The 23,529-nt window shown below is 67.0% G+C and carries 20 protein-coding genes and 1 pseudogene; 11 read left to right on the forward strand and 10 right to left on the reverse strand.

What is annotated here, in order from left to right; translation table 11 throughout:
- Nucleotides 1–92: 92 nt before the first annotated feature.
- The 5 genes from FHS28_RS03420 to paoC all read left to right on the forward strand — a co-directional run bounded on the left by FHS28_RS03420 (nucleotide 93) and on the right by paoC (nucleotide 4,692).
- Entirely contained in the window at nucleotides 93–434 is a 342-nt protein-coding gene (locus tag FHS28_RS03420; protein ID WP_088449079.1) for a hypothetical protein, read from the forward strand.
- Nucleotides 435–452: 18 nt separating this feature from the next.
- A complete protein-coding gene (locus FHS28_RS03425; RefSeq protein ID WP_088449078.1) occupies nucleotides 453–635 on the forward strand; it encodes a DUF3606 domain-containing protein in 183 nt (60 codons plus the stop codon).
- 108 nt (nucleotides 636–743) lie between these two features.
- The gene (gene paoA / locus FHS28_RS03430; RefSeq protein WP_246409455.1) at nucleotides 744–1,529 is read left to right on the forward strand and encodes an aldehyde dehydrogenase iron-sulfur subunit PaoA; all 786 of its coding nucleotides are present in this window, start codon (nucleotides 744–746) and stop codon (nucleotides 1,527–1,529) included.
- The gene (locus tag FHS28_RS03435; protein WP_088449077.1) at nucleotides 1,526–2,491 is read left to right on the forward strand and encodes an FAD binding domain-containing protein; all 966 of its coding nucleotides are present in this window, start codon (nucleotides 1,526–1,528) and stop codon (nucleotides 2,489–2,491) included. Before paoA ends, FHS28_RS03435 begins: the two co-directional genes overlap by 4 nt.
- Nucleotides 2,488–4,692, forward strand: coding sequence for an aldehyde oxidoreductase molybdenum-binding subunit PaoC (paoC, locus tag FHS28_RS03440; RefSeq protein ID WP_088449076.1), 2,205 nt, complete (start codon nucleotides 2,488–2,490; stop codon nucleotides 4,690–4,692). Before FHS28_RS03435 ends, paoC begins: the two co-directional genes overlap by 4 nt.
- On the opposite strand, the gene FHS28_RS03445 is transcribed toward paoC, so the two are convergent.
- On the reverse strand, nucleotides 4,693–6,813 hold the full coding sequence (locus tag FHS28_RS03445) for a hybrid sensor histidine kinase/response regulator (protein WP_184294094.1): 2,121 nt from the start codon (nucleotides 6,811–6,813) through the stop codon (nucleotides 4,693–4,695).
- Here FHS28_RS03445 and FHS28_RS03450 point away from each other — a divergent pair.
- The 3 genes from FHS28_RS03450 to FHS28_RS03460 all read left to right on the forward strand — a co-directional run bounded on the left by FHS28_RS03450 (nucleotide 6,812) and on the right by FHS28_RS03460 (nucleotide 8,979).
- Complete coding sequence (locus FHS28_RS03450) at nucleotides 6,812–6,988, forward strand: hypothetical protein (RefSeq protein ID WP_184294096.1); 177 nt, start codon at nucleotides 6,812–6,814, stop codon at nucleotides 6,986–6,988. The genes FHS28_RS03445 and FHS28_RS03450 overlap by 2 nt on opposite strands.
- Nucleotides 6,989–7,193: 205 nt before the next feature.
- Nucleotides 7,194–7,883: a heavy metal response regulator transcription factor gene (locus tag FHS28_RS03455; RefSeq protein ID WP_088449074.1), complete on the forward strand. Its 690-nt coding sequence runs from the start codon at nucleotides 7,194–7,196 to the stop codon at nucleotides 7,881–7,883.
- Between the two features lie 313 nt (nucleotides 7,884–8,196).
- Nucleotides 8,197–8,979, forward strand: coding sequence for a Crp/Fnr family transcriptional regulator (locus tag FHS28_RS03460; RefSeq protein WP_088449718.1), 783 nt, complete (start codon nucleotides 8,197–8,199; stop codon nucleotides 8,977–8,979).
- 418 nt (nucleotides 8,980–9,397) lie between these two features.
- Here FHS28_RS03460 and pepA read toward each other — a convergent pair whose 3' ends face one another.
- On the reverse strand, nucleotides 9,398–10,186 hold the full coding sequence (pepA, locus tag FHS28_RS03465) for a flocculation-associated PEP-CTERM protein PepA (protein WP_088449073.1): 789 nt from the start codon (nucleotides 10,184–10,186) through the stop codon (nucleotides 9,398–9,400).
- A 307-nt stretch (nucleotides 10,187–10,493) separates the two neighbouring features.
- Here pepA and FHS28_RS03470 point away from each other — a divergent pair, with 307 nt between their 5' ends.
- Nucleotides 10,494–10,793, forward strand: coding sequence for a hypothetical protein (locus tag FHS28_RS03470; protein ID WP_088449072.1), 300 nt, complete (start codon nucleotides 10,494–10,496; stop codon nucleotides 10,791–10,793).
- Nucleotides 10,794–10,879: 86 nt separating this feature from the next.
- Here the strand turns inward: FHS28_RS03470 and FHS28_RS03475 are convergent, their stop codons facing one another.
- Nucleotides 10,880–11,362, reverse strand: a complete 483-nt coding sequence (locus FHS28_RS03475) for a molybdenum cofactor biosynthesis protein MoaE (RefSeq protein ID WP_088449071.1) — start codon at nucleotides 11,360–11,362, stop codon at nucleotides 10,880–10,882.
- Nucleotides 11,363–11,539: 177 nt separating this feature from the next.
- Here FHS28_RS03475 and FHS28_RS03480 point away from each other — a divergent pair, with 177 nt between their 5' ends.
- The gene (locus FHS28_RS03480; RefSeq protein WP_184294099.1) at nucleotides 11,540–12,268 is read left to right on the forward strand and encodes a type 1 glutamine amidotransferase; all 729 of its coding nucleotides are present in this window, start codon (nucleotides 11,540–11,542) and stop codon (nucleotides 12,266–12,268) included.
- A 2-nt stretch (nucleotides 12,269–12,270) separates the two neighbouring features.
- On the opposite strand, the gene kdpE is transcribed toward FHS28_RS03480, so the two are convergent.
- The 7 genes and pseudogenes from kdpE to kdpF form a co-directional block, all read right to left on the reverse strand.
- The gene (gene kdpE, locus FHS28_RS03485) at nucleotides 12,271–12,969 is read right to left on the reverse strand and encodes a two-component system response regulator KdpE (RefSeq protein ID WP_088449069.1); all 699 of its coding nucleotides are present in this window, start codon (nucleotides 12,967–12,969) and stop codon (nucleotides 12,271–12,273) included.
- A gap of 21 nt (nucleotides 12,970–12,990) precedes the next feature.
- Nucleotides 12,991–15,741 (reverse strand): DUF4118 domain-containing protein, encoded by a 2,751-nt coding sequence (locus FHS28_RS03490; RefSeq protein WP_088449068.1) that lies wholly within the window; start codon nucleotides 15,739–15,741, stop codon nucleotides 12,991–12,993.
- An 18-nt stretch (nucleotides 15,742–15,759) separates the two neighbouring features.
- Complete coding sequence (locus FHS28_RS03495; protein WP_088449067.1) at nucleotides 15,760–16,620, reverse strand: TorF family putative porin; 861 nt, start codon at nucleotides 16,618–16,620, stop codon at nucleotides 15,760–15,762.
- A gap of 435 nt (nucleotides 16,621–17,055) precedes the next feature.
- Nucleotides 17,056–17,736: pseudogene (gene kdpC / locus FHS28_RS03500) on the reverse strand (potassium-transporting ATPase subunit KdpC); the annotation flags it as partial.
- A gap of 131 nt (nucleotides 17,737–17,867) precedes the next feature.
- Nucleotides 17,868–20,141, reverse strand: a complete 2,274-nt coding sequence (gene kdpB, locus FHS28_RS03505; protein ID WP_088449716.1) for a potassium-transporting ATPase subunit KdpB — start codon at nucleotides 20,139–20,141, stop codon at nucleotides 17,868–17,870.
- Between the two features lie 16 nt (nucleotides 20,142–20,157).
- Nucleotides 20,158–21,954 (reverse strand): potassium-transporting ATPase subunit KdpA, encoded by a 1,797-nt coding sequence (gene kdpA, locus FHS28_RS03510; RefSeq protein WP_088449066.1) that lies wholly within the window; start codon nucleotides 21,952–21,954, stop codon nucleotides 20,158–20,160.
- Nucleotides 21,955–21,963: 9 nt separating this feature from the next.
- The gene (kdpF, locus tag FHS28_RS03515; RefSeq protein ID WP_083525627.1) at nucleotides 21,964–22,053 is read right to left on the reverse strand and encodes a K(+)-transporting ATPase subunit F; all 90 of its coding nucleotides are present in this window, start codon (nucleotides 22,051–22,053) and stop codon (nucleotides 21,964–21,966) included.
- A 374-nt stretch (nucleotides 22,054–22,427) separates the two neighbouring features.
- Here kdpF and FHS28_RS03520 point away from each other — a divergent pair, with 374 nt between their 5' ends.
- On the forward strand, nucleotides 22,428–23,516 hold the full coding sequence (locus tag FHS28_RS03520) for an SPFH domain-containing protein (RefSeq protein WP_088449065.1): 1,089 nt from the start codon (nucleotides 22,428–22,430) through the stop codon (nucleotides 23,514–23,516).
- Nucleotides 23,517–23,529: the final 13 nt, after the last annotated feature.

Genomic DNA, 23,529 nt, shown 5'->3' on the forward strand with positions numbered 1-23,529 from the left:
CCATTGCCTCCGCTTCACTGCCCTGCGTCTTGACCGCGCTTCCCCTTGGCATTGGAATTGCCGCAAGAACGGCAAATTCCACGAGGTGTCCCATGTCTGATGCTCCGCGTTCGTCCTCTTCCACCCCCACACCGGGTCACGCCGGCCCTGCCAAGGCGGGCACTCCCAACGTGGCCAAGCCGGACGCCGGCCATCCGGCCCCCGTGCCGGATCACGCCTTTGATGAATCCGTCGCGGGCGAAGAGGATCCTGGCGCCAGCCTGGACAACAACGCCAACGGCGTCCCTCCACCAAAGGACACCACGCCCAGCGCTGCCAACGCCAACGCCAACGTCAACGCCAACGCCAACGCCGACGCGAACGCCAGTGCCGGCGCACGCGCCGCAACCGCCACGCGCGCCCGCAACCCTGCCGCGCCGGATGCGGCGCGCTGACCGTCACCGGAGGCCCTCATGCCCGACGATCTCAGCAACACCCACGGCTCTGACCACCACCGCGTCAGCCTCAGCGAAGACTATGAGCTGCGCTACTGGGGGGACCGTTTCGGCGTGTCCCACGACCTGCTGAAGCAGGCAGTCGATGAAGTCGGCACCAGCGCCCTGCGTGTCGAGGAGTGGCTCCAGCATCACCGCTGAACGTCCTGCGCACCGTCCGTCCCAACGCCCCCCACCGCCTGCCATCGCAGGCACATGCCTTGCCATCTCCCGGCAGCGCCAACGTCGGCCAGCCAGGAGTTCCCCAGCATGGATGCAGCGTCCCGACCCTCTTCAGCGACCCCGGGGTCGCCCACGCATGCGGACGGTTCGTCCGTTCCCACCGCCACCCTGGGCGACGCCCTGGCACTGGACCTCTGCCGCGACATTGCCGACGCCGGCAGCGATGACATCGCCAGCGGCGTGCGCCGCCGGACGATGCTGATTGCCGGCAGCGCCTGTGCCGCCGGCTCGGGTTTCGCGCTGGAGGCGCAGGCCCAGGTGCCCAATCCCCGTCCGCCCGCTTCGCAGGAGGCCCTGATGGCCACGTCCCAAGTGACCCTGACCGTCAATGGTCAGAGCCAGACCCTGACCCTCGACAACCGCACCTCCCTGCTCGACGCCCTGCGCGAGCACCTGCGCCTGACCGGCACGAAAAAGGGCTGCGACCACGGCCAGTGCGGCGCCTGCACGGTGCTGATGGACGGTCGCCGCATCAATTCCTGCCTGACCCTGGCGGTGATGCACGAGGGCGCGAAGATCACCACGATCGAAGGTCTGGGCAACCCGGAGCAACTGCATCCGCTCCAGGCCGCCTTCATCAAGCATGACGGCTACCAGTGCGGCTACTGCACGCCCGGCCAGATCTGCTCGGCATCGGCGGTGCTGGACGAACTCAAGGCCGGCATGCCCAGCCATGTGACCCGGGACCTCAACGTCCGTCCGCTGCTGTCCGCCGAGGAATTGCGGGAACGCATGAGCGGCAATATCTGCCGCTGCGGTGCCTATTCCAACATCATCGACGCGATCACCGAAGTCGCCGGGAGGACCGCATGAAGCCCTTCACCCTGGAACGGCCGGAGACTCCGGCGCAGGCCGCCGCCGCGGCAGCACGCCAGCCCGGCGCCCGATTCATCGCCGGTGGCACCAACCTGCTGGACCTGATGAAGCTGCAGGTGGAAACGCCCACCCATCTGATCGATGTGAACCGCCTCGCGCTGGACCGCATTGAGCCGACGCAAGAAGGCGGCCTGCGCATCGGCGCCCTGGTGCGCAACGCCGACCTGGCAGCCGACGCGCGTGTACGCCGTGATTACGGCGTGCTCTCGCGCGCCCTGTTGGCCGGCGCCTCGGGCCAGTTGCGCAACCGCGCCACGACCGCCGGCAACCTGCTGCAGCGCACCCGCTGCCCCTACTTCTACGACACCCAGCAGCCCTGCAACAAGCGACAGCCCGGCAGCGGCTGCAGCGCCATCGACGGTCGCAGCCGCCAGCTCGGCATCGTCGGCGTGAGCAGCGCCTGCATCGCCACCCATCCCAGCGACATGGCTGTGGCCATGCGCACGCTGGATGCGGTGGTGGAAGCGGTGCGACCCGATGGCCAGACGCGCAGGATCCCGATCGTGGACTTCCACCGGCTGCCCGGCGACACGCCGCACATCGAAACCACCCTGACCGCGGGTGAGCTGATCACCGCCGTCACCCTGCCCCGCCCGGTGCCGGGTGTCCACATCTATCACAAGGTCCGCGACCGCGCGTCCTATGCCTTCGCGCTGGTCTCGGTGGCGGCGATCGTGCAGTCCAACGGACGCGGTCGCATCGCCGTGGGCGGTGTGGCGCCCAAGCCCTGGCGCGTGGATGCAGCCGACGCTGCCCTGCCGCAAGGCTCTCAAGCCATTGCCACCCGCCTGCTGGCGGATGCCCACCCCACGTCGGACAACGCTTTCAAGATCCCGCTGGTGGAGCGGACCATCGCCGCCGCCCTGGATGAAGCCCGGCAATCAAGGACACGCGCATGAAGTTCGATCAACCCGCGACCCAGAACCCCATCGATCAGCTGCGTGTCGTCGGCAAGCCGACCGACCGTATCGATGGCCCCCGCAAGACCACCGGCACCGCGCCCTATGCCTACGAGCGGCATGACGTGGCGCCGCAAGCGGCCTATGGTGTGATCGTCGGCGCCGGCATCGGCAAGGGCACCATCACCCGCATGGATCTCACAGCCGCGCAGGCCGCACCCGGCGTGCTGGCAATCGTCACGGCCGAGAACGCCGGCAAGCTCGGCAAGGGCAAGTTCAACACTGCCAAGCTGTTGGCCGGACCCAAGGTGGATCACTACCACCAGGCCGTGGCCGTGGTGGTGGCCGAAAGTTTCGAGCAGGCACGTGCCGCCGCGGCGCTGGTGCAGGTCGACTACCAGGCCGAAGCCGGTGCCTACAGCCTGGCCAAGGCGATGGACAGTGCCAAGCTGCCCAAGGGCGATGAGCAGACCCCACCCGAAACCAAGGTCGGCGATTTCGACGGCGCCTTCGGACAGGCCGCGGTGAAGATCGACTACACCTACACCACGCCCGACCAGTCGCACGCCATGATGGAGCCGCATGCGTCCCTGGCGCTGTGGGAAGGCGACAAGCTGACCGTCTGGACTTCCAACCAGATGATCGACTGGGGCCGGGGCGACCTGGCCAAGACGCTGAACATGCCCAAGGACAAGGTGCGGCTGATCTCGCCGTTCATTGGCGGCGGTTTTGGCGGCAAGCTCTTCCTGCGGGCCGATGCCGTCATGGCCGCTCTCGGCGCCAAGGCCACCGGCCGACCGGTGAAGGTGAGCCTGCAGCGTCCGCTGATCATGAACAACGCAACGCACCGCCCGGCCACCATACAGCGCATCCGCATCGGCTGCGGCGCGGACGGCCACATCACCGCCATCGCGCATGAAAGCTGGTCGGGCGACCAGCCCGATGGCCAGCCGGAAACCGCCGTCGCGCAGACCCGTCTGCTGTACGCCGGGGCCAACCGCTACTCGGCCATGAAGCTGGCGGTGCTGGACCTGCCCGAAGGCAATGCGATGCGTGCGCCGGGCGAGGCGCCGGGCCTGATGGCGCTGGAAATCGCGATCGACGAAATGGCGGAGAAGGCCGGCCTGGATCCGGTCCAGTTCCGCATCCTCAACGACACGCAGGTCGACCCGGAGAAGCCCGAGCGTCCCTTCTCGCAGCGCCGTCTGGTCGAATGCCTGCGCACCGGCGCCGACAAGTTCGGCTGGCAACAGCGCATGAAGCCGGGCCAGCGCCGCGAAGGCCACTGGCTGGTCGGCATGGGCATGGCGGCGGCCTTTCGCAACAACCTGGTGATGAAGTCGGCCGCCCGCGTGCGGCTGGACCAGCGCGGCGTGGTGACGGTGGAAACCGACATGACCGACATCGGCACCGGCTCCTACACCATCGTGGCCCAGACGGCTGCCGAAATGATGGGCGTCGGGCTGGACAAGGTGGTGGTGCGCCTGGGCGACTCGAACCTGCCCGTCTCCTGCGGCTCTGGCGGCCAATGGGGCGGAAACAGCTCCACGGCAGGCGTCTATGCGGCCTGCATGCAGCTGCGAGAGATCATCGCCCGCAAGCAGGGCATGGATCCCGAGAAGGCCGTGTTCGCCGATGGTGCCGTGCGGGACGGCGGCAAGTCCGTCACCCTGGGCGATGCCGCAGGCCATGAGGGCCTGGTGGCCGAAGACAAGATGGAATACGGCGACCTGGACAAGAAGTATCAGCAGTCCACCTTCGGCGGCCATTTTGTGGAGGTGGCGGTGAATGCCTTCACCGGCGAGATCCGCGTGCGCCGCATGCTCGCCGTCTGCGCGGCCGGACGCATCCTGAATCCGAAGTCAGCCCGCAGCCAGGTCATCGGTGCAATGACGATGGGCGTCGGCGCTGCCTTGATGGAAGAGCTGCAGGTGGATGAGAAGCGCGGTTTCTTCGTCAATCACGACCTGGCCGGGTATGAGGTACCGGTGCATGCCGACATCCCGCATCAGGAGGTCATCTTCCTGGATGAGACTGACCCGATCTCTTCTCCGATGAAGGCCAAGGGCGTGGGCGAGCTGGGCATCTGCGGCGTGGGTGCCGCGGTGGCCAATGCCATCTACAACGCCACCGGCGTGCGGGTGCGCGAGTACCCGGTCACCCTGGACAAGCTGCTGGCCAAGTTGCCGCGCGTGGCGTGATCAGTCTGCCGCCACCGGGGGCAGGACCCCCGCGGGCGGCAGCGTGCTGCGCGCCAGGTCCATGGCTGCGGCCAGTTGCGCGGCCAACTGGTCGGTGTCGTAAGGCTTGGCCACCAGCGGTACATCCGGCGCCTCTGCGATGCGGTCCGGATAGCCGCTGGCCAGCACCACCGGCAGCGTCGGCTTGAGCACCTTCAAGGTGCGGGCCAGGTCCACACCGCTGCGGGTGCCGGGCATGACGATGTCCGACAGCACCACATCCACCTGGGCGCCGCCGCGCAACAGGTCCAGCGCGTGATCGGCCGTGGGCGCGGTGACCACCTGGAAGCCAAGGTCCTCCAGCGCCTGTGCGGTCAGCTCACGCACCGAGGCTTCATCTTCCACCAGCAGAACCGTTCCCTCATACCGCCGGTCGGCGGCGGGCGGCGGTGTGTCCAGTGCGCGTGTACGGCCCAGTGAACGGGGCAGCCACAGCGTCACCTCGGTGCCGAGGCCGATCTTGCTGTTCAGGGTGGCCGTACCGCCAGTGGCCCGCGCGAGCGCGTAGACCTGAGCCAGGCCCAACCCTGTCCCCTGACCCAGCGGTTTGGTGGTGAAGAAGGGTTCGAAAGCATGGGTCATCTGCTCCTGGGTCATGCCGTCACCGTCGTCGATGACGCTGATGCAGACGTAGTCTCCCGCCATCAGCTCCGGCACTTCGCCGCTCAGCATCTGTCGGTTGCCGGCGCGAACGGACAACTGGCCCCGGCCATGGAGCGCGTCCCGGGCATTGAGCGCCAGGTTGAGGATGGCCAGCTCCAGCTGGACCGGATCCGTCCTCACCGGCCAGACGCCCTCCTCCATGTCCAGCGTCGTCTGAATGGCGCTGCCGACAGCACCGCGGACCAACTCCATCAGCTCCGGCAGTTGCTCGCGCAGATCCAGCACCGATTCGTGCCCGACCTGCTGGCGACCAAAGGACAGCAACTGCCGGGTCAATTGAGAGGCCTTGGCGGTGGCGCGCTGGCAGGCGGCGAGCGCCTGATCGCCACGTGGGTCACTGCTCAGCTTGCGCGCCAGTTGCAGCCCGGTGGTCATCGTCTGCAGCAGGTTGTTGAAATCATGCGCAATGCCGCCGGTCAGCCGACCGAGGGCCTCCAGCTTCTGGCTGCGCAGGGCGGCCTCCTGCGCCTGACGGGCCTGGGCCACCGCCGCTTCGATCTCGCCGCGCATGCGCTGGTCATGTCCGGTGCGCTCCTCGCTGGCCTTGACGAGCGCCCGCTGCACGATGTCCACATCCTGCAGACCGCTGGCCGACGCCTGCACCAGGCCACCGCTGCCCAGGGCCAGCGCATCGTCCCGGAGTCGCTGCAGCGGCAGCACGATCGACCCGCCAATCCGGCGCGCCACCAGCGTGGCCACGACAATGAAGACAAAGGACACACAGAGCGTGACGCCGAAGGCGAGCCAGGCCGTCTGGGCCAGCTCGCCCCGGCTCAGGCCAATCAGCACCAGCCAGCCGGAGTCCGGCGCGCGTGCAAAAACGGTAAAGACGCCGACCCCGTCCAGCGTCTTGGTTTCGACCACCCCGCGGTTGGCCTTGGCCATCGCTTCCAGCATTTCAGGACTGGCGCGCTGCCCGGCGCGTTTTTCAGGATCGAGGGTGCGGGCTGCGACGTAGCCCTGGCTGTCCAGCACCACCCCGAGCCAGCCCTTGGGCAGCGGCTGCTGGCGGAAGATGTGCTGCAGGTCGGTGACCGGACTGCCCAAGCCGAGCTTCATCGGCTGACCGTTGACCGTCACCGGAACGCGGACGGCGAAACTCAGCCGTTTGTCATGAGGACCGGTGTAGAGGTCCGACACGATCAGCGGCCGCTGCGTCGCGATGGGGATGGGACGGAAGATGCTGGTTTTGGGCAGTGGCTGGCCAAAATCCAGCCGGGTATTGACCATCTGCTGGCCATCTTCCCGAGTCAGGGCGATGGTGCTGGCTGAATTTGCCACGAGTCGCCGGGCTTCGGCGTGAAACTGGTCCAGCCGCCCCTCCGCCAGGCTGGGGGAAATGCTCAAGGCTTGCAGCAAGGCGGTGCGGACCGCCATTTCCCGGTCGGTCACCAGGCTCAGCGCCTCGGCGGTTTCCATGGCCGCGCTGATGGCGGCGCGTTGCTCCGTCTGGAAAACCGCCACCCCGGCGATCATCGACAGAAGCAATGTCGGCAACACCATCAGCCACACCATGGCCTTCAATTTGCCGCTAATGGAGCTGGACCTCAATGGCGGGGCAATGGCGGCGGTTGAGGACATCGGCGGATTCTAGAGGCGGGACGTTTCCCGGGGTCACCGGCCCGCCGTGGGACAAACACCCAAGGAGGTCGGGAATCGCCCCTCTCCACGGGGGGGACGTCCTGATTTCACCAACTGATGATCACCCGTCATTCATTCCTGTCGCCCGTACGCCCCGCGTGGCGGACATGACAAAACGGTAAGCCATTGTCAGAAGTCGTTTATGCAGAATCACTCCCATGAAGCTATTGCTGGTTGAAGACGAAATCAAATTGGCGGATTACCTGCGGCACGGACTGACGCAGGAGGGATTCATCGTGGATGTCGCCCACGACGGTCTCCAGGGATTGCATCAAGCCTGTGAAGGTCAATATGACCTGATGGTGCTGGACGGCATGCTGCCGGGGCTGGACGGCCTGGCCGTGCTGGCCGCGCTGCGTCAGCACAAGCAGACCCAGGCGCTGCCGGTGCTCATGCTGACGGCGCGCGGCGATGTGGAAGACCGGGTCAAGGGCCTGCAATCCGGCGCGGATGACTATCTCGTCAAGCCCTTTGCCTTTTCGGAGTTGGTGGCACGCCTGCATGTGCTGATGCGCCGAAGCCAGGGCCAGCATGGCGGCGACGCGACGGTGCTCAAACTGGGCGACCTGGAACTGGACCTGCTGCGGCGCAAAGCCCAGCGCCAGGGCCAGCGGCTGGACCTGACGGCCAAGGAATTCAGCCTGCTCACCCTGCTTTTGCGTCGCCAGGGCGAGGTGCTCTCACGGACCGAACTGGCCGAGCAGGTCTGGGACATGAATTTCGACAGCGAAACCAATGTGGTGGAAGTGGCGGTCCGGCGCTTGCGGACCAAACTGGATCTGCCGTTTGAGCTGCCATTGATCCATACCGTGCGTGGCATGGGGTATGTGCTGGAAATGCGGAGCTGACACAAGGCCCAAACGCCGATTCCATCGGTGATCCATCCCCCGGGAGGGGGAATTTGGGCATTGCCATGAAATTGCAATCGGTTGCACGCAGGCTGTCCACCTTGCAGGACACTTCTGCGCTGGCTGCACGGATGAAGTGCAAGCCACGTCGTTCAAAGCGACACCCGGGCACAACCCTTGCTCTAAGCATCGGGTACCCGATTGCCGTTCAACTTTCCTGAAGTTGGGCATCGATGAAATCTCTCGTCCCAGGACTTGGGCACGCGGCTTGCCACTGCTCTCTCTTGGAACACGTTGGAGCGAATTCATGGTCATGTCCTCTACAACCCTTGGTGCCACGGTCCCCCGCGGCAACTACCTCCTGGCTCAATGGCCCCAGGAGGAGCTCGCTCGCGTGCTGCCCCATCTTGAAGCGGTGGAGTTGCTGAAGGGCCGTGTGCTGTTTGAAGCCGGCGCACCTTCCCCGCATGTATTTTTTCCCGCCAGTGCCATTGTGTCGCTGATCTACACGACGCATTCCGGTGCCTCATCGCAAGTGGCGATGATCGGTCCGGAAGGTCTGGTGGGGGTCTCGTCGCTCCTGGGCGGTGAATCGCCCGCCTCGCGCGCGGTGGTGCAGCGGGCCGGACTGGCGTACCGCCTGCGGCTCAATGTGCTGAAGGAAGAATTCCTGCGCGGTGGACTGGTCACTCACACGGTGCTGCGCTATGTGCAGTCGCAGATGACGCAGATGGCACAGACCGCGGTCTGCAACCGCCATCATTCACTGGAACGTCAGCTGTGCCGGTGGCTGCTTCAGGTGCTGGATCGTCAGCACGGCCTGCAGGAGCTCTCCGTGACACAGGAGCTCATCGCCAACATGCTGGGGGTACGCCGTGAAGGGGTGACCGAAGCGGCACAACGCCTCCAGGCCGCCGGCCTGATCCGGTATACGCGAGGTCATATCGCGGTCCTGGATCGGCCGGGGCTGGAAGCACGGGCTTGTGAATGCTATGCCCTGCTGAAGCCGGACTTCCAGCGGCTGCTGCCTCAAGCTGTGACTGAAACTCACGCGACCACCTCTGCCGCCTTCGCGCCAGTTGCTGTCCAAGCCTGAGACGGAACCACTCCGTCACTTCAACAAACCCGTTCACTACCAAAGACTGCAGCCGGGCGGCTGCGGTCGGAATGGGTGACAAGAAAACGGCCGATGCCAGAGGCAACGTCCGCGGTCCTTCTCACATCCATTCAAAGGCTCATGGGCACATGCCGCATGGGCTTTTCTTTTGGCGTTTCTCCATCACTGTCACTTCCCGGTGATGCATGACCTGCCTTGAGAGGCAGCCACACAACACCAAGAAGCCGGTGTCGTGGGCCCTCCGAAGAGGACCCGACCACACCTTTGCGGCATTCCTGGCCACCTGACGGTGACCTTCAAGGAAAACACCTTGCGGCGCATGTCCCTCGGGTCACCTTGCGGTGCTTCGGAGTGCCTGGCCACCCCGGAGGTCGAACCCCCTGGGGCAGCCGTTACATCACTTCTCGCCGCGGTTGCGACGACGGGCCACGAAGCCCACAGCAGCCAGGCCGCTGATCAGCATGGCGTAGCTGGCGGGTTCCGGCACCGGCGAAGCGAAGTTGATCGAACCACCGCCTTGGCTGATGACGAAGCCGTTGTCGGTGACCGTCACTTGCGACGTGGTGTTCGAGAACGAGGTCAGGCCCAGCTGATAGGTGGGGCTGGAGAAGCCGCCCACCAGCCAGTCGATGTTCAGACCGGCGTTGGCCGACGGATTGAACGAGCCATTGCCAGCCGGAACGGTGGCCACATTGCCCCAGCTCAGGGTGCCGGTCGCCAGCGCCACTTCGCCAGAAGCGGACTCATTCCATTGAGTGCCGTCATAGGAGAAGCTGGAGGTGCCGTTGAAACCATACAGCGTGTAGTTCAGCGAGGTCAGTTGACCCAGCGTCACGCTCGTTGTCGGGTTGCCGGCGCTGATGGTGCCGGTGCCGTCAAACTTGATGTACATGCCGTAGGTGCTGTTCAGGCCAGCAGGCAGCACGGAAGCACCGCCCAGCTGGGCAGCGCTGACAGCCAGGTAACCCGACTCGGTGAACGTGTTGTCGGCACCGAAGGTGATCTTCGAGTAGTTCGAGATCAGCAGGTTGTCAGCCGTGAAGGCTTCACCGGCGAGACCAGCCTTGGAGGGGTCCCAGGTGAAGGAAGGAAGTGCAGAAGCACTGGCGCTAGCGGCAGCCAGGGCGAGAGCCAGCAGGGTACGCTGGAACGCCGGAGACTTCCGGGAGAGCAAAGGCAGGGTCATGGTGGTTGCTCCGATATAAAGATGTCCGCACCTCGCGGACCAACGGCATTTCGCCACCGTGAGAAATTCACGTCTGTGCGCCCACCCACAGTGTTTGCTCCCTTGTCACCTCCAGGGGGGACTACAGGCCTAGCGTTTCTATGGTTGCCCCCGCATTCACGGGGGACCGAATCGCATCTTCACAACACGATCTGAAAACCGGTCCCTGTGCGAATTACTGCGGACTCCTTTCAGTTTTCCACGTCATGAAAGTCCAGGGGTCGGCCGACAATTCTTTTTGTTGTTGTACCCCCTGTGAGTGAAGCCCATGAGCAAGTCTTCTGCCACCTCCGCTGCCCTGTCGTCCACCGCGGCTTCGGGCATCGCCGGACTGATGCTGGGCCAGGTCGTGCTGGCCCTGGCGATTCACCATGGGCGTACGGTGGAAGGTCTGGGCTTTGCGCTCGTCTTCCTGCTGGCGGGTGCGGCATCCGTCGCCTGCTTCCTGGGCCACCGGCACCAGCAGCGCCGCCCCCGCACCGAGCCGGCACCGATGCAGCTGTGGCTGGCGGCGCTGGCCGGCGGTGTCCTGCTGTCCATGTGGCAGTCGGGCGCCTTCGGCGGCTGACGAACAAAGACCTCACGCCCCTGGGCGTTCATGGCCCTGGGCGTTGATGGCGCGGGTGCGGCGCCCGGCGCCCGACCCGTAGCGCCTCAGTGCCCGTTGGACGCTGCCTGAATGCCCCAGCGCGCCAGCGCTTCGTCATCGGTGACCCGGGCATCCACCCAGTGCGCGCCTTGCGGCCCGTGTTCCTTCTTCCAGAACGGCGCCTGGGTCTTGAGATAGTCCATCAGGAATTCGCAGGCCTGGAAGGCCTGGCCGCGGTGCCGGGAACTCACCAGCACCAGCACGATTTGCGCGCGCGCCTCCAGCGGGCCGACCCGATGAATCACGCGGGCGCCGAGGATGTCAAACCGCCGGAAAGCCTCGTCCACCATCGCCTCGATCGAGGCTTCGGTCATGCCCGGGTAATGCTCCAGCTCCATGAGCGACACGGGCGTGCCATCCGCTGCATCCCGCACCGTGCCGACAAAGCTGACCACCGCCCCCACACCGCCGTCATCCGCCCGCAAGGACAGGGTTTCGGCACTGAGGTCGAAGTCTTCGGTCTGGATACGGACGCGCGGTGAGTTCATGGGCTGCATTTTGCATCGCCGGCCGGACGTGCTGCTCCACCGCCGTACGGCGCCCGCCCGTCTTGACGGTGCCTTGACGACTTCTTGACGCCCGCCCCGAAGGTCTTGCCACCATCTGGACAGGCCGTTACCTACCCTGCGGGCATCGTCACAACGCGTCCCGGAGACGCTCCTCGCATGAGACCCGTGTTGATCCTCCAGCACGAACCCGCCCAGGGCCCTGGATTCCTGCTGCAGTGCCTGCGCGAGCACGGCCTGCCCCTGGAACTGCTGCGCCCCGATCTGGGCGACCGCCCGCCGGCCTATGCGGGCGACTTCAGCGGCGTGGTGCTGCTGGGCAGCGACCATTCCGTGCGGGACCGCCTGCCCTGGATCGACCGCGAACGGCTGCTGCTGGCCAATGCGCTGCGGCTGGGACGCCCGGTGCTGGGCCACTGCTTCGGCGCGCAGCAACTGGCGCGCACCCTGGGGGCGACGGTGAACCGGAACCCACGGCCGGACATCGGCTGGCGGGAGTTGTGGGTCACCCCCGCCGCTCGTCATCTCTTCGACGGGCAGGAACGGCTGCTCAGCTTCAACTGGCACCACGACAGCTTCCAGATGCCGCCCGGCGCTACCCGGACGCTGTTTGGCCTGCATGGGCTCAACAAGGGCTTCGCCTTCGGCCCACACCTCGGGCTGCAAAGCCATCTGGAGGTGACCGACGAAGGCTTGCGGCAGTGGTGCGCGCACGGCAGGGCCGAGTTGGCGACTGGCCAGGGGCCGACGGTGCAGTCCGAGCAGGACATCCTGTCCGACCTGCCGGAGCGGCTGGCCCGTGTGCGCCGGGCGGCGCGGGCGCTTTATCACCACTGGATCGGCCACCTGGACCGTCGGCCGGTGGCGGCGCGACCGCGCGCAGCCTGAATTCAGCCCTGCATCAGCCGGTAGCCGACCGCCGTTTCCGTCAGCAGATGCTTCGGACTGGCCGGCTCTACCTCCAGCTTCTGCCGCAGGTTGCCCATGTACACCCGCAGGTAGTGGTTCTGCTCGACATGCGCCGGGCCCCAGACCGCCTTGAGCAGTTGCCGATGCGTCAGCACCTTGCCGGCATTGGCGATCAGGTGGCTCAGCAGCCGGTATTCGATCGGCGTGAGGTGCACGTCTTCTCCGCCGCGGCGGACCCGCCGGGCGGCCTGGTCCACCTCCACCTCCCCAAAGCGGAACACCGGATCCTGCTGCTCGCTGGCGCGCGCCTGGCTGCGGCGAAGGGCCACCCGCACCCGCGCCATCAGCTCCCCCACGCCGAAGGGCTTGGAGAGGTAGTCATCCGCGCCGCTGTCCAGGGCGGCGATCTTGTCCTCTTCCGCCCCGCGGGCCGACAGCACGATCACCGGCACCGAGGACCAGCCGCGCAGGTCGCGCAGGAAGTCCAGCCCGTCGCCATCCGGCAGGCCCAGGTCGAGCACCACCAGGTCCGGGCGGCGGGTGCCGGCATCGATCAACCCCTGCTTGACCGTCGTGGCGTCATGAACCGACCAGCCCTCGCCTTCCAGCGCCAGGCGCACGAATCGGCGGATGTTGGGTTCGTCTTCGACAATCAGCGCCACCGGTTGCGGCTCACTCACGACGGTTTCTCCTGGTCGGCATCAGAGCGCCCCACCGGCGTTGGCGCCGGTGGACTCATCCTCATCAAAGCTCGGCACGGCCGGCGGCGTCCCCAGCGGCACGGCAAAGCTGAACCGCGCGCCGCCTGATGGGCCTGCACGCTCGGCCCAGATGCGCCCGCCATGGGCCTGCATGATGGCACGGCTGATGGCCAGCCCCAGACCGACGCCGGGCAGGTGGGACTCGTTGTGTCCGCGGGTGAATTTTTCGAACAGCGCTTCTTCGCGCCCCGGCGGCAGTCCCGGCCCGTTGTCCTCGACAGACACCCAGAGTTCCTCCTGCCGCGCGCGCGCCACCACCCGCACCTCGCTGCCGGGGGGCGTGTATTTGGCGGCGTTCTCCAGCAGATTGGCCAGCACCCGCTCCAGCAGCGCCGCATCCACCTCCACCAGCGGCAGAGTGGCCGGCACGTCCAGCACAATCCGGTGCCGGGCGAGTGCGCTGCCCATCAGTTGAAGGCTGCTGCCCACGACCTCGTCAATGGGCTGCCACTGGCGGTTGAGCTTGAGCGCCCCACTCTGCAACCGCGCCATGTCCAGCAGGTTGTGGACCATGGCATTGATGCGCAGCGACTGCTGCTCAATCGCGCGGGCCGCCTCCAGCGCACGGTCCTGGGGCGCCTGCTCTGCCAGCGAGGCCGACAAGGTCTCCGCCAGCCCCTGCAAGGCCGCCAGCGGCGTGCGCAGATCGTGCGACAGCGCCGACAGCAGCGAATTGCGCAGCCGCTCCGATTCGATCTGCAGCAGGGCCTGCTGCGCCACCTCCACGTAATGCACCCGCTCCAGCGCCTGGCCGATGATCCGCCCGGCCGTGTCCAGCTGGGCGCGGCGCTCGGGCAGCATCAGGGTACCGCCGTCGCCGGTCCTCAGCGCCAGTACGCCGCGGCTGCGCATCGGCGCCCGCAGCGGCAGGTAGAACCAGGCGCTGCCGGGCAAGGTGTCCGTCCCCTGGCCGGCGGGCTGTTCATGGTCCAGGGCCCAGCGTGCGGTGCCGGCGTCCGGCGCCTCGGCCAGACTGTGCGACGACTGCGCGGGGGATGGCTGCAGATGGTCGTCATCGTCCAGTACATAGATGAGCGCACGTCCGCCGAACTGCTGCGCGAGTTGCTGCTCGGCCGTCACCACCACCTGCTCGACCTGCAGCGCCCCGGCCAGCTCACGTGTCAGCTCGAAGAGACCGCGCGCCCGTGCTTCCCGTTCGGAAGAGACACGGGCCTCATAGCGCAGCCCCGCGGTCAATTGCCCGGTCACCAGCCCCACCGCCAGCATCACGCCGAAGGTGATGAGGTACTGCACGTCGCTCACCGCAAAGCTCAGCCGCGGCGCGATGAAGAAGAAGTCGAAAAAGGCCACGCTGAGGAAGCTGGCCAGCACCGCCGGCCCGCGCCCCAGCCGCATCGCCACCGCCACCACGCCCAGCAGGAAGAGCATGACGATGTTGTCGCTGGCGACCAGCCGGCTCAGGGGCCAGCAAACCGCCGCCACCAGGGCGCAGGCCAGCGTGGCCTTCAGATAACGCACCGGGTCGGTCAGCAGCGGAGGCGTGAGGTCGTCGGAGATCCGCTGGGTGCGGGAGGCGCCCACCTGGACCAGATCCAGCTCCGACGCGGCGGTGCGCAGCCAGGTGGCCAGGTCCTGGTGGCGACGCCACCAGGGACGAGGCTCCCCCCGGCCCATCACCAGCTTGGAGAGGTTGTGCTCCCGCGCGTAGCTGCGCAGCACGGTCGCGGGCTCCTGCCCCGCCAGCACCGCCGTCGTGGCGCCCAGGTCCTGGGCCAGCCGCACCGTTCGCAGCACCCGCTCGCGGTGGGCATCGGGCAGGCGATGGAGCCGCGGCGTTTCCACGAACACCGCATGCCAGCTTACCGCCAGCTGCTGGGCCAGCTGGGCCGCACTGCGCACCACGCTTTCCGCTTCGTCGCCGGGGCCGATGGCACAGAGGATGGCGGACTCGGTCTTCCACACCTGCGCAATGCGCTCATTGCTGCGCCAGGCCTGGACGTCGTTTTCCACCCGGTCTGCCGTGCGCCGCAGGGCCAGTTCCCGCAGCGCCATCAGGTTGCCCTTGCGGAAGAAATGCTGCCCCGCGCGTTCCGCCTGGGCGCCCTGGTAGACCTTGCCCGCCTTCAGCCGCGTCAGCAGCTCGTCCGCGGGGGTATCCACCAGGACCACTTCGTCAGCGCGGTCGAAGAAGGTGTCCGGCAGCGTTTCCTGCACCCGTACGCCGGTGATGCCGCCGACGACGTCGTTGAGGCTCTCCAGATGCTGCACATTCAGCGTGGTGTAGACGCTGATGCCATTGGCCAGCAGCTCCTCCACGTCCTGCCATCGCTTGGGATGACGGGAGCCGGCGACATTGCTGTGTGCCAGCTCGTCCACCAGGATCAGCGGGTCCGCTTCGCCCTTGAGGCGCTCCAGCGCACCGTCGAGATCGAACTCCGGCAGGCTGCGTCCCCGGTACGGCACCTGGCGCAGCGGCAGTTGCGGCAGGCGGGGCTGGCCGTCCAGCAGGGCCAGGGTGTCCGCGCGGCCATGGGTTTCCACCACGCCCACCAGCGGCGCCCGCCCCTGCGCCTGCAATTGCCGCGCTGCCTGCAGCATGGCGAAGGTCTTGCCCACGCCCGCCGAGGCGCCGAAGTAGATGCGCAGCCGGCCCCGCTGCTCGGCCTGGGCCTGCTCGCGCAGGTGGGCCAGCAGGGCATCGGGATCCGGGCGGTCGTCGTCGACGGTCATGGGTGGATTGTCGCCAAGTTAAAACGACTTGCTGAGGCTGACGAGGAGCCCGGTGCTGCCGAGGCGTTTGGCCTGCTGGCCAGCGGCGTTGCCAGCTTGATAAAAGCGCTTGTCGGCATCGGTGCCAACGACAGCGGCGCTCAGCGTCAGGCCGCCCAGGCGCTCCAGCGGCTGGCTCAGCGCCAGCTTCCAATCGAGATAGGACAGGTCACCGTAATGCCGCACCCACAGGTGGCCGACATGCGCGGTGGCCATCAGGCCCTGCCCCAGATCGACACCGTAGTTCAGGTCCAGATAGGCGCTGCCCCTGGAGCTGCCGGCCGGTGTCAGTGCATTGAAGTAGGCATAGCCGGCGGACTGGGCATCCAGGCCGAAATAATCGGTCGCGGCGACTGACAGCTTGCCGGAGAAATTCCCGGCTGTGATGGCCGCATAGACATCCACGTTGTCATACCTGTAGCCGCTGGGCACGCCCGGGGCGCTGTTCATCCGGGCGCTGGGATAGACATAGGCCAGGGCGCCGATGTCCAGCGTCACGCCCTCGGCCACTGCCGTCTTGAAACCGCCATAAAGGTCGAGCTCCAGACCGGCGCCATTGTTGTAACTGTTGCCAGAGACGTTGGACGCCCAGGTGCCGAGGTAGAGGCCGCTGGCGTGAGCATAGTCAAAACCACCTTGCACGGCGGGACGCTTCCAGGTCTGACTGATGCCGCGGAAGCGGTAGTCGGAGACCAGGGCAATATTGGCAGTGAGCGGCGCCGGTGCTGGCGCGGCCGCATTGGCATTGGCGTTGGATGCCGCCTCCGCCTCCTGGGCGCGCGCGGCGGCGTGCAGCAGGCAGGAAGACATCAGGAACAGCGTGAGAAGACGGGTTTTCATAGCGGAATGACAAGGTCATGCGGCGGCCTGCCGAGCCTGCATGCCGCAGCAGCGGCGGCTCGGACAGTCCGTGTCGCGGGAGGTCCGCCACCGGACGGTGGGGACGGAGGGCGCAGCGTTCATGGCCCGCGGGACGGCACCTGGAAGGCGCGCGGCAGCGGGTGCATGAAGCTGCGAGGGAGATTCAACGGTGGTTCAACAAGGTCCCGAGTCCGGCGATCGGGCTCGGAGACGAAACCGCGCGGGCCACTCGCTGCTTTATGCGGTGAACACTTGAATCGGCGCGGCGGTGGCTGAGGTGGCCGAAGTCGTCGAGGTGGCCCAAGTTGTCGAGGAATTCGACGCGAGCGGCATGGCCAGTCGCCCCTGCAGGGCAGTGGGAGCCGAGGCGGACGAGGCAGCCGGCGGATGGGTGACAGCCGGCACGGCCTTCTGCCCCGGGGCCTTGTCCAGCGCCAGATTCAGCATCAGCACGTTCACCCGGGGTTCCCCCAGCACCGCCAGATCGCGGCTCTCGGTGTTGGCCTGGATCAGGCGTTGCACCGCCTCCACCGGCAGCCCCCGTTCACGCGCCACACGCGCCGCCTGGTAGCGCGCCGCCGCCATGCTGATGTGCGGATCCAGGCCGCTGGCCGAGGCGCTCACCAGATCCACCGGAATGGTGTCCGTGTTGCCCGGGTCGGCGGCCTTGAGCGCCTCGATGCGCGCCTTCACCGCATCCACCAGCGCGGGATTGGTCGGCCCCTGGTTGGAGCCGCCGGAGTTGGCGGCGTTGTTGGCCATCGGCCCGGTGGCGGACGGGCGGCCCCAGAAGTAGCGCGGCGAGCTGAAGTTCTGACCGATGAGTTCGGAGCCGACCACCTGGCCGTTCGCCTCCACGAGACTGCCGGCCGCCTGCCGGGGGAACAGGCTCTTGGCCAGCCCGGTGACGGCCGCCGGATACAGGAGCCCGGTCAGCCCGCTGAGCAGCACGAACACCACCAGTGCGGGACGCAGCAATTGCAGGGTGGAGGGCCGCTCCGCAGAGGCGGAGGCAGCGTCGGGCACCGAGCCCGGTTCTGTGCCCCGCTGCTGGTTGCGCAGGCTCGAAGTGGAAGACGTTGACGATGACATGATGAAATCCTTGATGCTGATGCGTGACCGCATCACTGCCTGACGCAAGGTCGGCGCCCTGCCGCACCGATGGCGGCTCGCGGGTCCGGCCTCGCTTGACTCAAAACCTGGTGGGCGGACGTCGGTGCGGGCCCTCAGACCAGCTGCAGCGCCACCAGCAGCAGATCGATGATCTTGATGCCCACAAACGGCACGACCAGCCCGCCCAGTCCATAGATCCAGAGGTTGCGGCGCAGCAGTGCGCTCGCGCCAATGGGCCGGTAGGCCACGCCCTTGAGCGCCAGCGGAATCAGGGCCACGATAATCAGCGCATTGAAGATCACCGCCGACAGGATGGCCGACGCCGGGCTGTGCAGCTGCATCACGTTCAATGCGGCCAGCTGCGGGTAGGCCCCGAGGAACATCGCCGGAATGATGGCGAAGTACTTCGCCACGTCGTTGGCGATCGAGAAGGTGGTGAGCGACCCGCGGGTCATCAGCAGCTGCTTGCCGGTCTCCACGATCTCCAGCAGCTTGGTGGGGTTGGAGTCCAGATCCACCATGTTGCCGGCCTCCTTGGCGGCCTGCGTGCCGCTGGCCATCGCCACGGCCACATCGGCCTGAGCCAGTGCGGGCGCGTCGTTGGTGCCGTCGCCGGTCATCGCCACCAGGCGGCCTTCGGCCTGATAGTCCCGGATCAGCTGGAGCTTGGCTTCCGGCGTCGCCTCGGCCAGGAAGTCGTCCACACCGGCCTCCGCGGCAATCGCGGCTGCGGTAAGGCGGTTGTCCCCGGTGATCATCACCGTCTTGATGCCCATGCGACGGAGCTGCGCGAAGCGCTCCTTGATGCCGCCCTTGACGATGTCCTTGAGCTCCACCACGCCCAGCACCCGGGCACGGCCGGCTTCCAGGTCCGCCACCACCAGCGGCGTGCTGCCGCGCCGCGCGACCTCATCCGCGGCTGCGGAGACCTGGGCCGGCATCTGGCCGCCGTTGGCCTCCACAAAGCGGCGGATGGCATCCACCGCCCCTTTGCGCAGCTGGCGATGCGGGGCGTCGTCGGGTCCGAAGTCCACACCGCTCATCCGCGTCTGGGCGGTGAACGGCACGAAGTGCGCCTGCAGGCTGGACAGCTCCCGCTCCCGCAGATTGAACTTCTGCTTGGCCAGCACCACGATGCTGCGGCCTTCCGGCGTTTCGTCGGCCAGTGAGGCGAGCTGGGCGGCATCGGCCAGCCCCTGCTCGGTGATGCCGGGCGCACCCAGGAAGGCGCTGGCCTGGCGGTTGCCCAGCGTGATGGTGCCGGTCTTGTCCAGCATCAGCACGTCCACGTCCCCAGCGGCTTCCACCGCGCGGCCCGAGGTGGCCACCACATTGGCCTGCATCAGGCGGCTCATGCCGGCCACACCGATGGCAGACAGCAGCCCGCCAATGGTCGTGGGAATCAGGCACACCAGCAGCGCCACCAGCGCGGTGATCGACACCACCGTGCCCGCACCCGCCGCCGACACGCTGTAGAGCGAGAACGGCAGCAGCGTCACCGTCACCACCAGGAAGACCAGCGTCAGCGCCACCAGCAAAATGGTCAGTGCAATTTCGTTGGGCGTCTTCTGGCGCTTGGCCCCTTCCACCATCGCGATCATGCGGTCGAGGAAGGCTTCGCCGGGATTGACCGCGATCCGCACGACGATCCAGTCCGACAGCACCCGGGTGCCGCCGGTCACCGCGGAAAAGTCACCACCCGATTCGCGGATCACCGGTGCCGATTCGCCGGTGATGGCGCTCTCGTCCACCGAGGCCACGCCTTCGATCACCTCGCCGTCCAGCGGCACCAGATCACCGGCCTCCACCAGCACCACATGCCCCTTGCGGAGCTCGTCCGAGTTGACTGGATGCCAGGAGGAGCCGTGACGCGGCTGGTCCAGCTTCTTGGCCCAGGTCTTGGCCTTGAGGCCGCGCAGCGAGGCCGCCTGGGCCTTGGAGCGGCCTTCCGCCAGTGCCTCGGCAAAGTTGGCAAACAGCACGGTGAACCACAGCCACAGGGCGATGCCCAGCATGAATCCCGGGCCCTCGGCACCGGCCAGGGCGGGCTGGGCAAAGCTGGCCAGCCACAGGCCGGTGGTGAGGATGCTGCCCGCATAGACAACAAACATCACGGGGTTGCGCAGCTGCACCGCCGGCGCCAGCTTCGCGAAGGACTGGCGCAGCGCCGGCTTCATCAGCGCCGGGTCCCACAGGCTGCTGTCGCGACGGACACGCGGACCGGGGCCGCCGGCCGCACCGCCCGGCGAGCCGTTCGGAGCGTCGTTGGGAGCGCCGACGGTCGCGCCGTCAGCGCCGTTAACGCCATTGACGCCGGCAGTGCCGGCCCCACCGACTGCGGCGGCAGCGGGCGCCAGAGGAGAAGAGGTCTTGAGTTGTGTGGTCATGATCAAGCTCCGGCGTTTAATGGGCCAGGAGCATCAGGTGCTCCACGACCGGGCCGAGCGCAAGCGCGGGGACATAGTTCAGCAGGCCGACCAGCAGCACGGTGCCGATCAGCAGCACCACGAACAGCGGGCCGTGGGTGGGCAAGGTGCCCTCGCCCACCGGCACCTTCTTCTTGGCGGCCAGGCTGCCGGCAATGGCCAGCACCGGCACGATCATCAGGAAGCGGCCCAGCCACATCGCCATGCCCAGCAACGTGTTGTAGAACGGGGTGTTGGCGGACAGGCCGGCAAAGGCGCTGCCGTTGTTGTTGGCGGCGGAGGTGAAGGCGTAGAGGATCTCGCTGAATCCGTGCGCGCCCGGGTTGGCGACGCTGCCGGTGCCCAGCGGCGTGAGCACCGCCACCGCGGTGCCGGCCAGCACCACGATCGGCGTCACCAGCAGCGCCACGGCGCTCATCTTCATCTCGAAGGGTTCGATCTTCTTGCCCAAGTATTCAGGCGTGCGGCCGATCATCAGGCCCGCGATGAACACCGCCAGGATCGCAAACACCAGCATGCCGTAGAGGCCGGTGCCGACGCCGCCGAAAACGACCTCCCCCAGCATCATCATGACCATGGGCACGGCGCCGCCGACCGGCGTGAAGGAGTCGTGCATCGCATTGACCGCGCCGCAGGAGGCGGCCGTGGTGACGACGGCGAACAGCGAGCTGGCCGAGATGCCGAAGCGGGTCTCCTTGCCTTCCATGTTGCCGCCGGCCTGCAGGTCGCTGGCCTGGATGTCCACGCCCTGCGCGGCCACCAGCGGGTTGCCCGCCTGCTCCGCCGGGGTGGCCACCAGCACGCCGGCGACAAACAGCACCATCATGGCGGACAGCACGGCCGCGCCCTGCCGCCAGTCCCCCACCCACTGACCGAAGCTCATGCACAGGGCGGCCGGGATCAGGAAGATCGCCATCATCTGCAGCAGATTGGTCAGCGGCGTCGGGTTCTCGTAGGGATGCGCCGAATTGGCATTCAGGAAGCCGCCGCCGTTGGTGCCCAGCATCTTGATCGCTTCCTGCGAGGCGATGGGGCCCATGGCCAGCGTCTGGGTGGTGGTGCGCTGCGCCTCCATCACCGGCTGGCCCTTGTCGTCGTTGACGGGCTGGCCGTCGGCGCCCAGGCGCGGCGTCTGGTAGTCCGTGGCTTCCAGCGTCTGCACCGACCGGTAGGCGTCGAAATTCTGGATCGTGCCCTGCTGCACGAAGACCATCGCCAGCACCAGCGACAACGGCAGCAGCAGCCACACGGTGATCCGGCTGAGGTCCGACCAGAAGTTGCCCACCTGACCGCTGCGCTTGAGCACAAAGCCGCGGATCAGCGCGAACACGACCGCGATGCCGGTGGCGGCAGACACAAAGTTCTGCACCGTCAGCGCCAGCATCTGGGTGAGGTAACTCATGGTGGCTTCACCGCCATACCCCTGCCAGTTGGTGTTGGCCACGAAGCTGACCGCGGTGTTGAAGGCCGAGTCCGGGCTCACCGCAGGCATGGCCTGCGGATTCAGCGGCAGCAGCCCCTGGAAGCGCTGCAGGGCATACACCGCGAGCAGGCCGATGAAGTTGAAGATCAGCAGCGCGAGCGCGTACTGCTTCCAGTGCATGCCCTGCGCCGGCCGGACGCCGGCCAGGCGGAAGAACGGGCGCTCCACGGCCTGCATCCAGGCCGGCAGCTGGCCGGTGGCCAGACGGGTGATCCAGCGGGACAGCGGCCACGCCAGCAGCAGCACGAGGCCCAGGAAGAGAACAAGATTGAGGGTTGCCAGGCTGTTCATGGCCAGCTTTCAGAACCGCTCGGCGCGCCACAGCGCGACCAGCAGATAAACAAACAGGGCGGCCGAGATCAGGCCGGTGAGCCAGTAGAGGACCGTCATCACTCGCCCTCCGCGAGCCGGTGGCTGGCCACGGCCAGCCCGACGGCCACCAGGAACAGCAGCGCACTCAGTCCAAGAAACAGTGCATCCATGAGAGTCAGCCCCGTGCGACGGGGACGTTTTGGGATGACTGAACTCTAGAAAGCCGCCCGTCAAAGGCGTGTAGAAGCTCAAGGCCGGGGTATCAAGATTCCGTCAAGACGGCGGGCCGCAGCAATTTCCTCCCGGGGCGTCTGGTTCTTCCGACGTCCCTGGGGCTTCCCGCCCCCTCCCGGCGACCACCTCCGCCCCCTTGGGGGGAGCGACGCCCCGGGTCGGCTGAGGGATACTCCGTTCCGCGACCAACAGGGTCGTATTTCTCTCGGAGCAGCGCCATGGGCCTGATGGACTTCATCAAGAAACAGTTCATAGACATCATCCAGTGGACGGAGGACGACAACGGCGTCCTCGCCTGGCGCTATCCGATGCAGGATTTCGAAATCCAGTACGGCGCTTCGCTGACGGTGCGTGAGTCCCAGGTGGCGGTGTTTGTGAACGAAGGCAAGGTGGCCGATGTCTTCGGCCCCGGCATGTACAAGCTCACCACGCAAACCCTGCCGGTCCTGACCTATCTGAAGAACTGGGACAAGCTGTTCGAGTCCCCGTTCAAGAGCGACGTCTACTTCTTCAGCACCCGCCAGCAGGTGGACCAGCGCTGGGGCACCACCCAGCCGGTCACCATCCGTGACAAGGACTTCGGCGCGGTACGCCTGCGCGGCTTTGGCAACTACAGCTACCGCGTCGCCGACGCCAAGCGCTTCCACACCGAGATCTCCGGCACCCGCGAGCGCTACACCGTCACCGAGCTGGACGGCCAACTGCGCGGCCTGATGCTGCAGCACATCAGCGATGCCGTGGCCCAGTCCGGCATCCCCTTTCTCGACCTGGCCGCGAACCAGGTGGAATTTGCCAAGGCCCTGCAGGCGGCCACCGCCCCCGCTTTCGAAGCCCTGGGCCTGAAGCTGGAGTCGGTCACGCTGCAGAACGTGTCCCTGCCGGAGGAACTGCAGAAGATCCTCGACCAGAAGATCGGCATGGGCATGATCGGCCAGAACATGAACCAGTTTCTCCAGTACCAGACCGCGCAGGCCATCCCCAAGCTGGCCGAAGGCGTCGGCTCGGGCGGCGGCGGTGTGGCGGGCGACGCGATGGGGCTGGGCGCCGGCCTGGCGCTGGGTCAGACCCTGGCGCAGCAGCTGCAGAGCGGACTGAACCCGAACGCCGGGCAGGGTCAGGGCCAGCCGCAAGGCCAGGGAGCCGGTCCGGCCGGCGCCACACCGGCCGCCGCCATGCAACCCGTCAGCCAAAGCGCCGACGAAGTATTGCTGCTGCTGGAAAAGCTGGGCGACCTGAAAGCCAAGGGCATCCTGACCGACGAAGAGTTCGCGGCCAAGAAGGCGGATCTGCTCAAGAAACTCAGCTGATTCCGAGCGCCTG

Source organism: Roseateles terrae (assembly GCF_014192155.1).
In the GTDB taxonomy this organism is placed as follows: domain Bacteria; phylum Pseudomonadota; class Gammaproteobacteria; order Burkholderiales; family Burkholderiaceae_C; genus Roseateles; species Roseateles terrae.

Bases quoted from the DNA above. Each gene is read 5' to 3' on its own strand.
- FHS28_RS03420 (WP_088449079.1), top strand. From the start codon at position 93: ATGTCTGATGCTCCGCGTTCGTCCTCTTCCACCCCCACACCGGGTCAC.
- FHS28_RS03425 (WP_088449078.1), top strand. From the start codon at position 453: ATGCCCGACGATCTCAGCAACACCCACGGCTCTGACCACCACCGCGTC.
- paoA (WP_246409455.1), top strand. From the start codon at position 744: ATGGATGCAGCGTCCCGACCCTCTTCAGCGACCCCGGGGTCGCCCACG.
- FHS28_RS03435 (WP_088449077.1), top strand. From the start codon at position 1,526: ATGAAGCCCTTCACCCTGGAACGGCCGGAGACTCCGGCGCAGGCCGCC.
- paoC (WP_088449076.1), top strand. From the start codon at position 2,488: ATGAAGTTCGATCAACCCGCGACCCAGAACCCCATCGATCAGCTGCGT.
- FHS28_RS03450 (WP_184294096.1), top strand. From the start codon at position 6,812: ATGGCCGCGCTGATGGCGGCGCGTTGCTCCGTCTGGAAAACCGCCACC.
- FHS28_RS03445 (WP_184294094.1), bottom strand. From the start codon at position 6,813: ATGGAAACCGCCGAGGCGCTGAGCCTGGTGACCGACCGGGAAATGGCG.
- FHS28_RS03455 (WP_088449074.1), top strand. From the start codon at position 7,194: ATGAAGCTATTGCTGGTTGAAGACGAAATCAAATTGGCGGATTACCTG.
- FHS28_RS03460 (WP_088449718.1), top strand. From the start codon at position 8,197: ATGTCCTCTACAACCCTTGGTGCCACGGTCCCCCGCGGCAACTACCTC.
- pepA (WP_088449073.1), bottom strand. From the start codon at position 10,186: ATGACCCTGCCTTTGCTCTCCCGGAAGTCTCCGGCGTTCCAGCGTACC.
- FHS28_RS03470 (WP_088449072.1), top strand. From the start codon at position 10,494: ATGAGCAAGTCTTCTGCCACCTCCGCTGCCCTGTCGTCCACCGCGGCT.
- FHS28_RS03475 (WP_088449071.1), bottom strand. From the start codon at position 11,362: ATGAACTCACCGCGCGTCCGTATCCAGACCGAAGACTTCGACCTCAGT.
- FHS28_RS03480 (WP_184294099.1), top strand. From the start codon at position 11,540: ATGAGACCCGTGTTGATCCTCCAGCACGAACCCGCCCAGGGCCCTGGA.
- FHS28_RS03490 (WP_088449068.1), bottom strand. From the start codon at position 15,741: ATGACCGTCGACGACGACCGCCCGGATCCCGATGCCCTGCTGGCCCAC.
- FHS28_RS03495 (WP_088449067.1), bottom strand. From the start codon at position 16,620: ATGAAAACCCGTCTTCTCACGCTGTTCCTGATGTCTTCCTGCCTGCTG.
- kdpB (WP_088449716.1), bottom strand. From the start codon at position 20,141: ATGACCACACAACTCAAGACCTCTTCTCCTCTGGCGCCCGCTGCCGCC.
- kdpA (WP_088449066.1), bottom strand. From the start codon at position 21,954: ATGAACAGCCTGGCAACCCTCAATCTTGTTCTCTTCCTGGGCCTCGTG.
- kdpF (WP_083525627.1), bottom strand. From the start codon at position 22,053: ATGACGGTCCTCTACTGGCTCACCGGCCTGATCTCGGCCGCCCTGTTT.
- FHS28_RS03520 (WP_088449065.1), top strand. From the start codon at position 22,428: ATGGGCCTGATGGACTTCATCAAGAAACAGTTCATAGACATCATCCAG.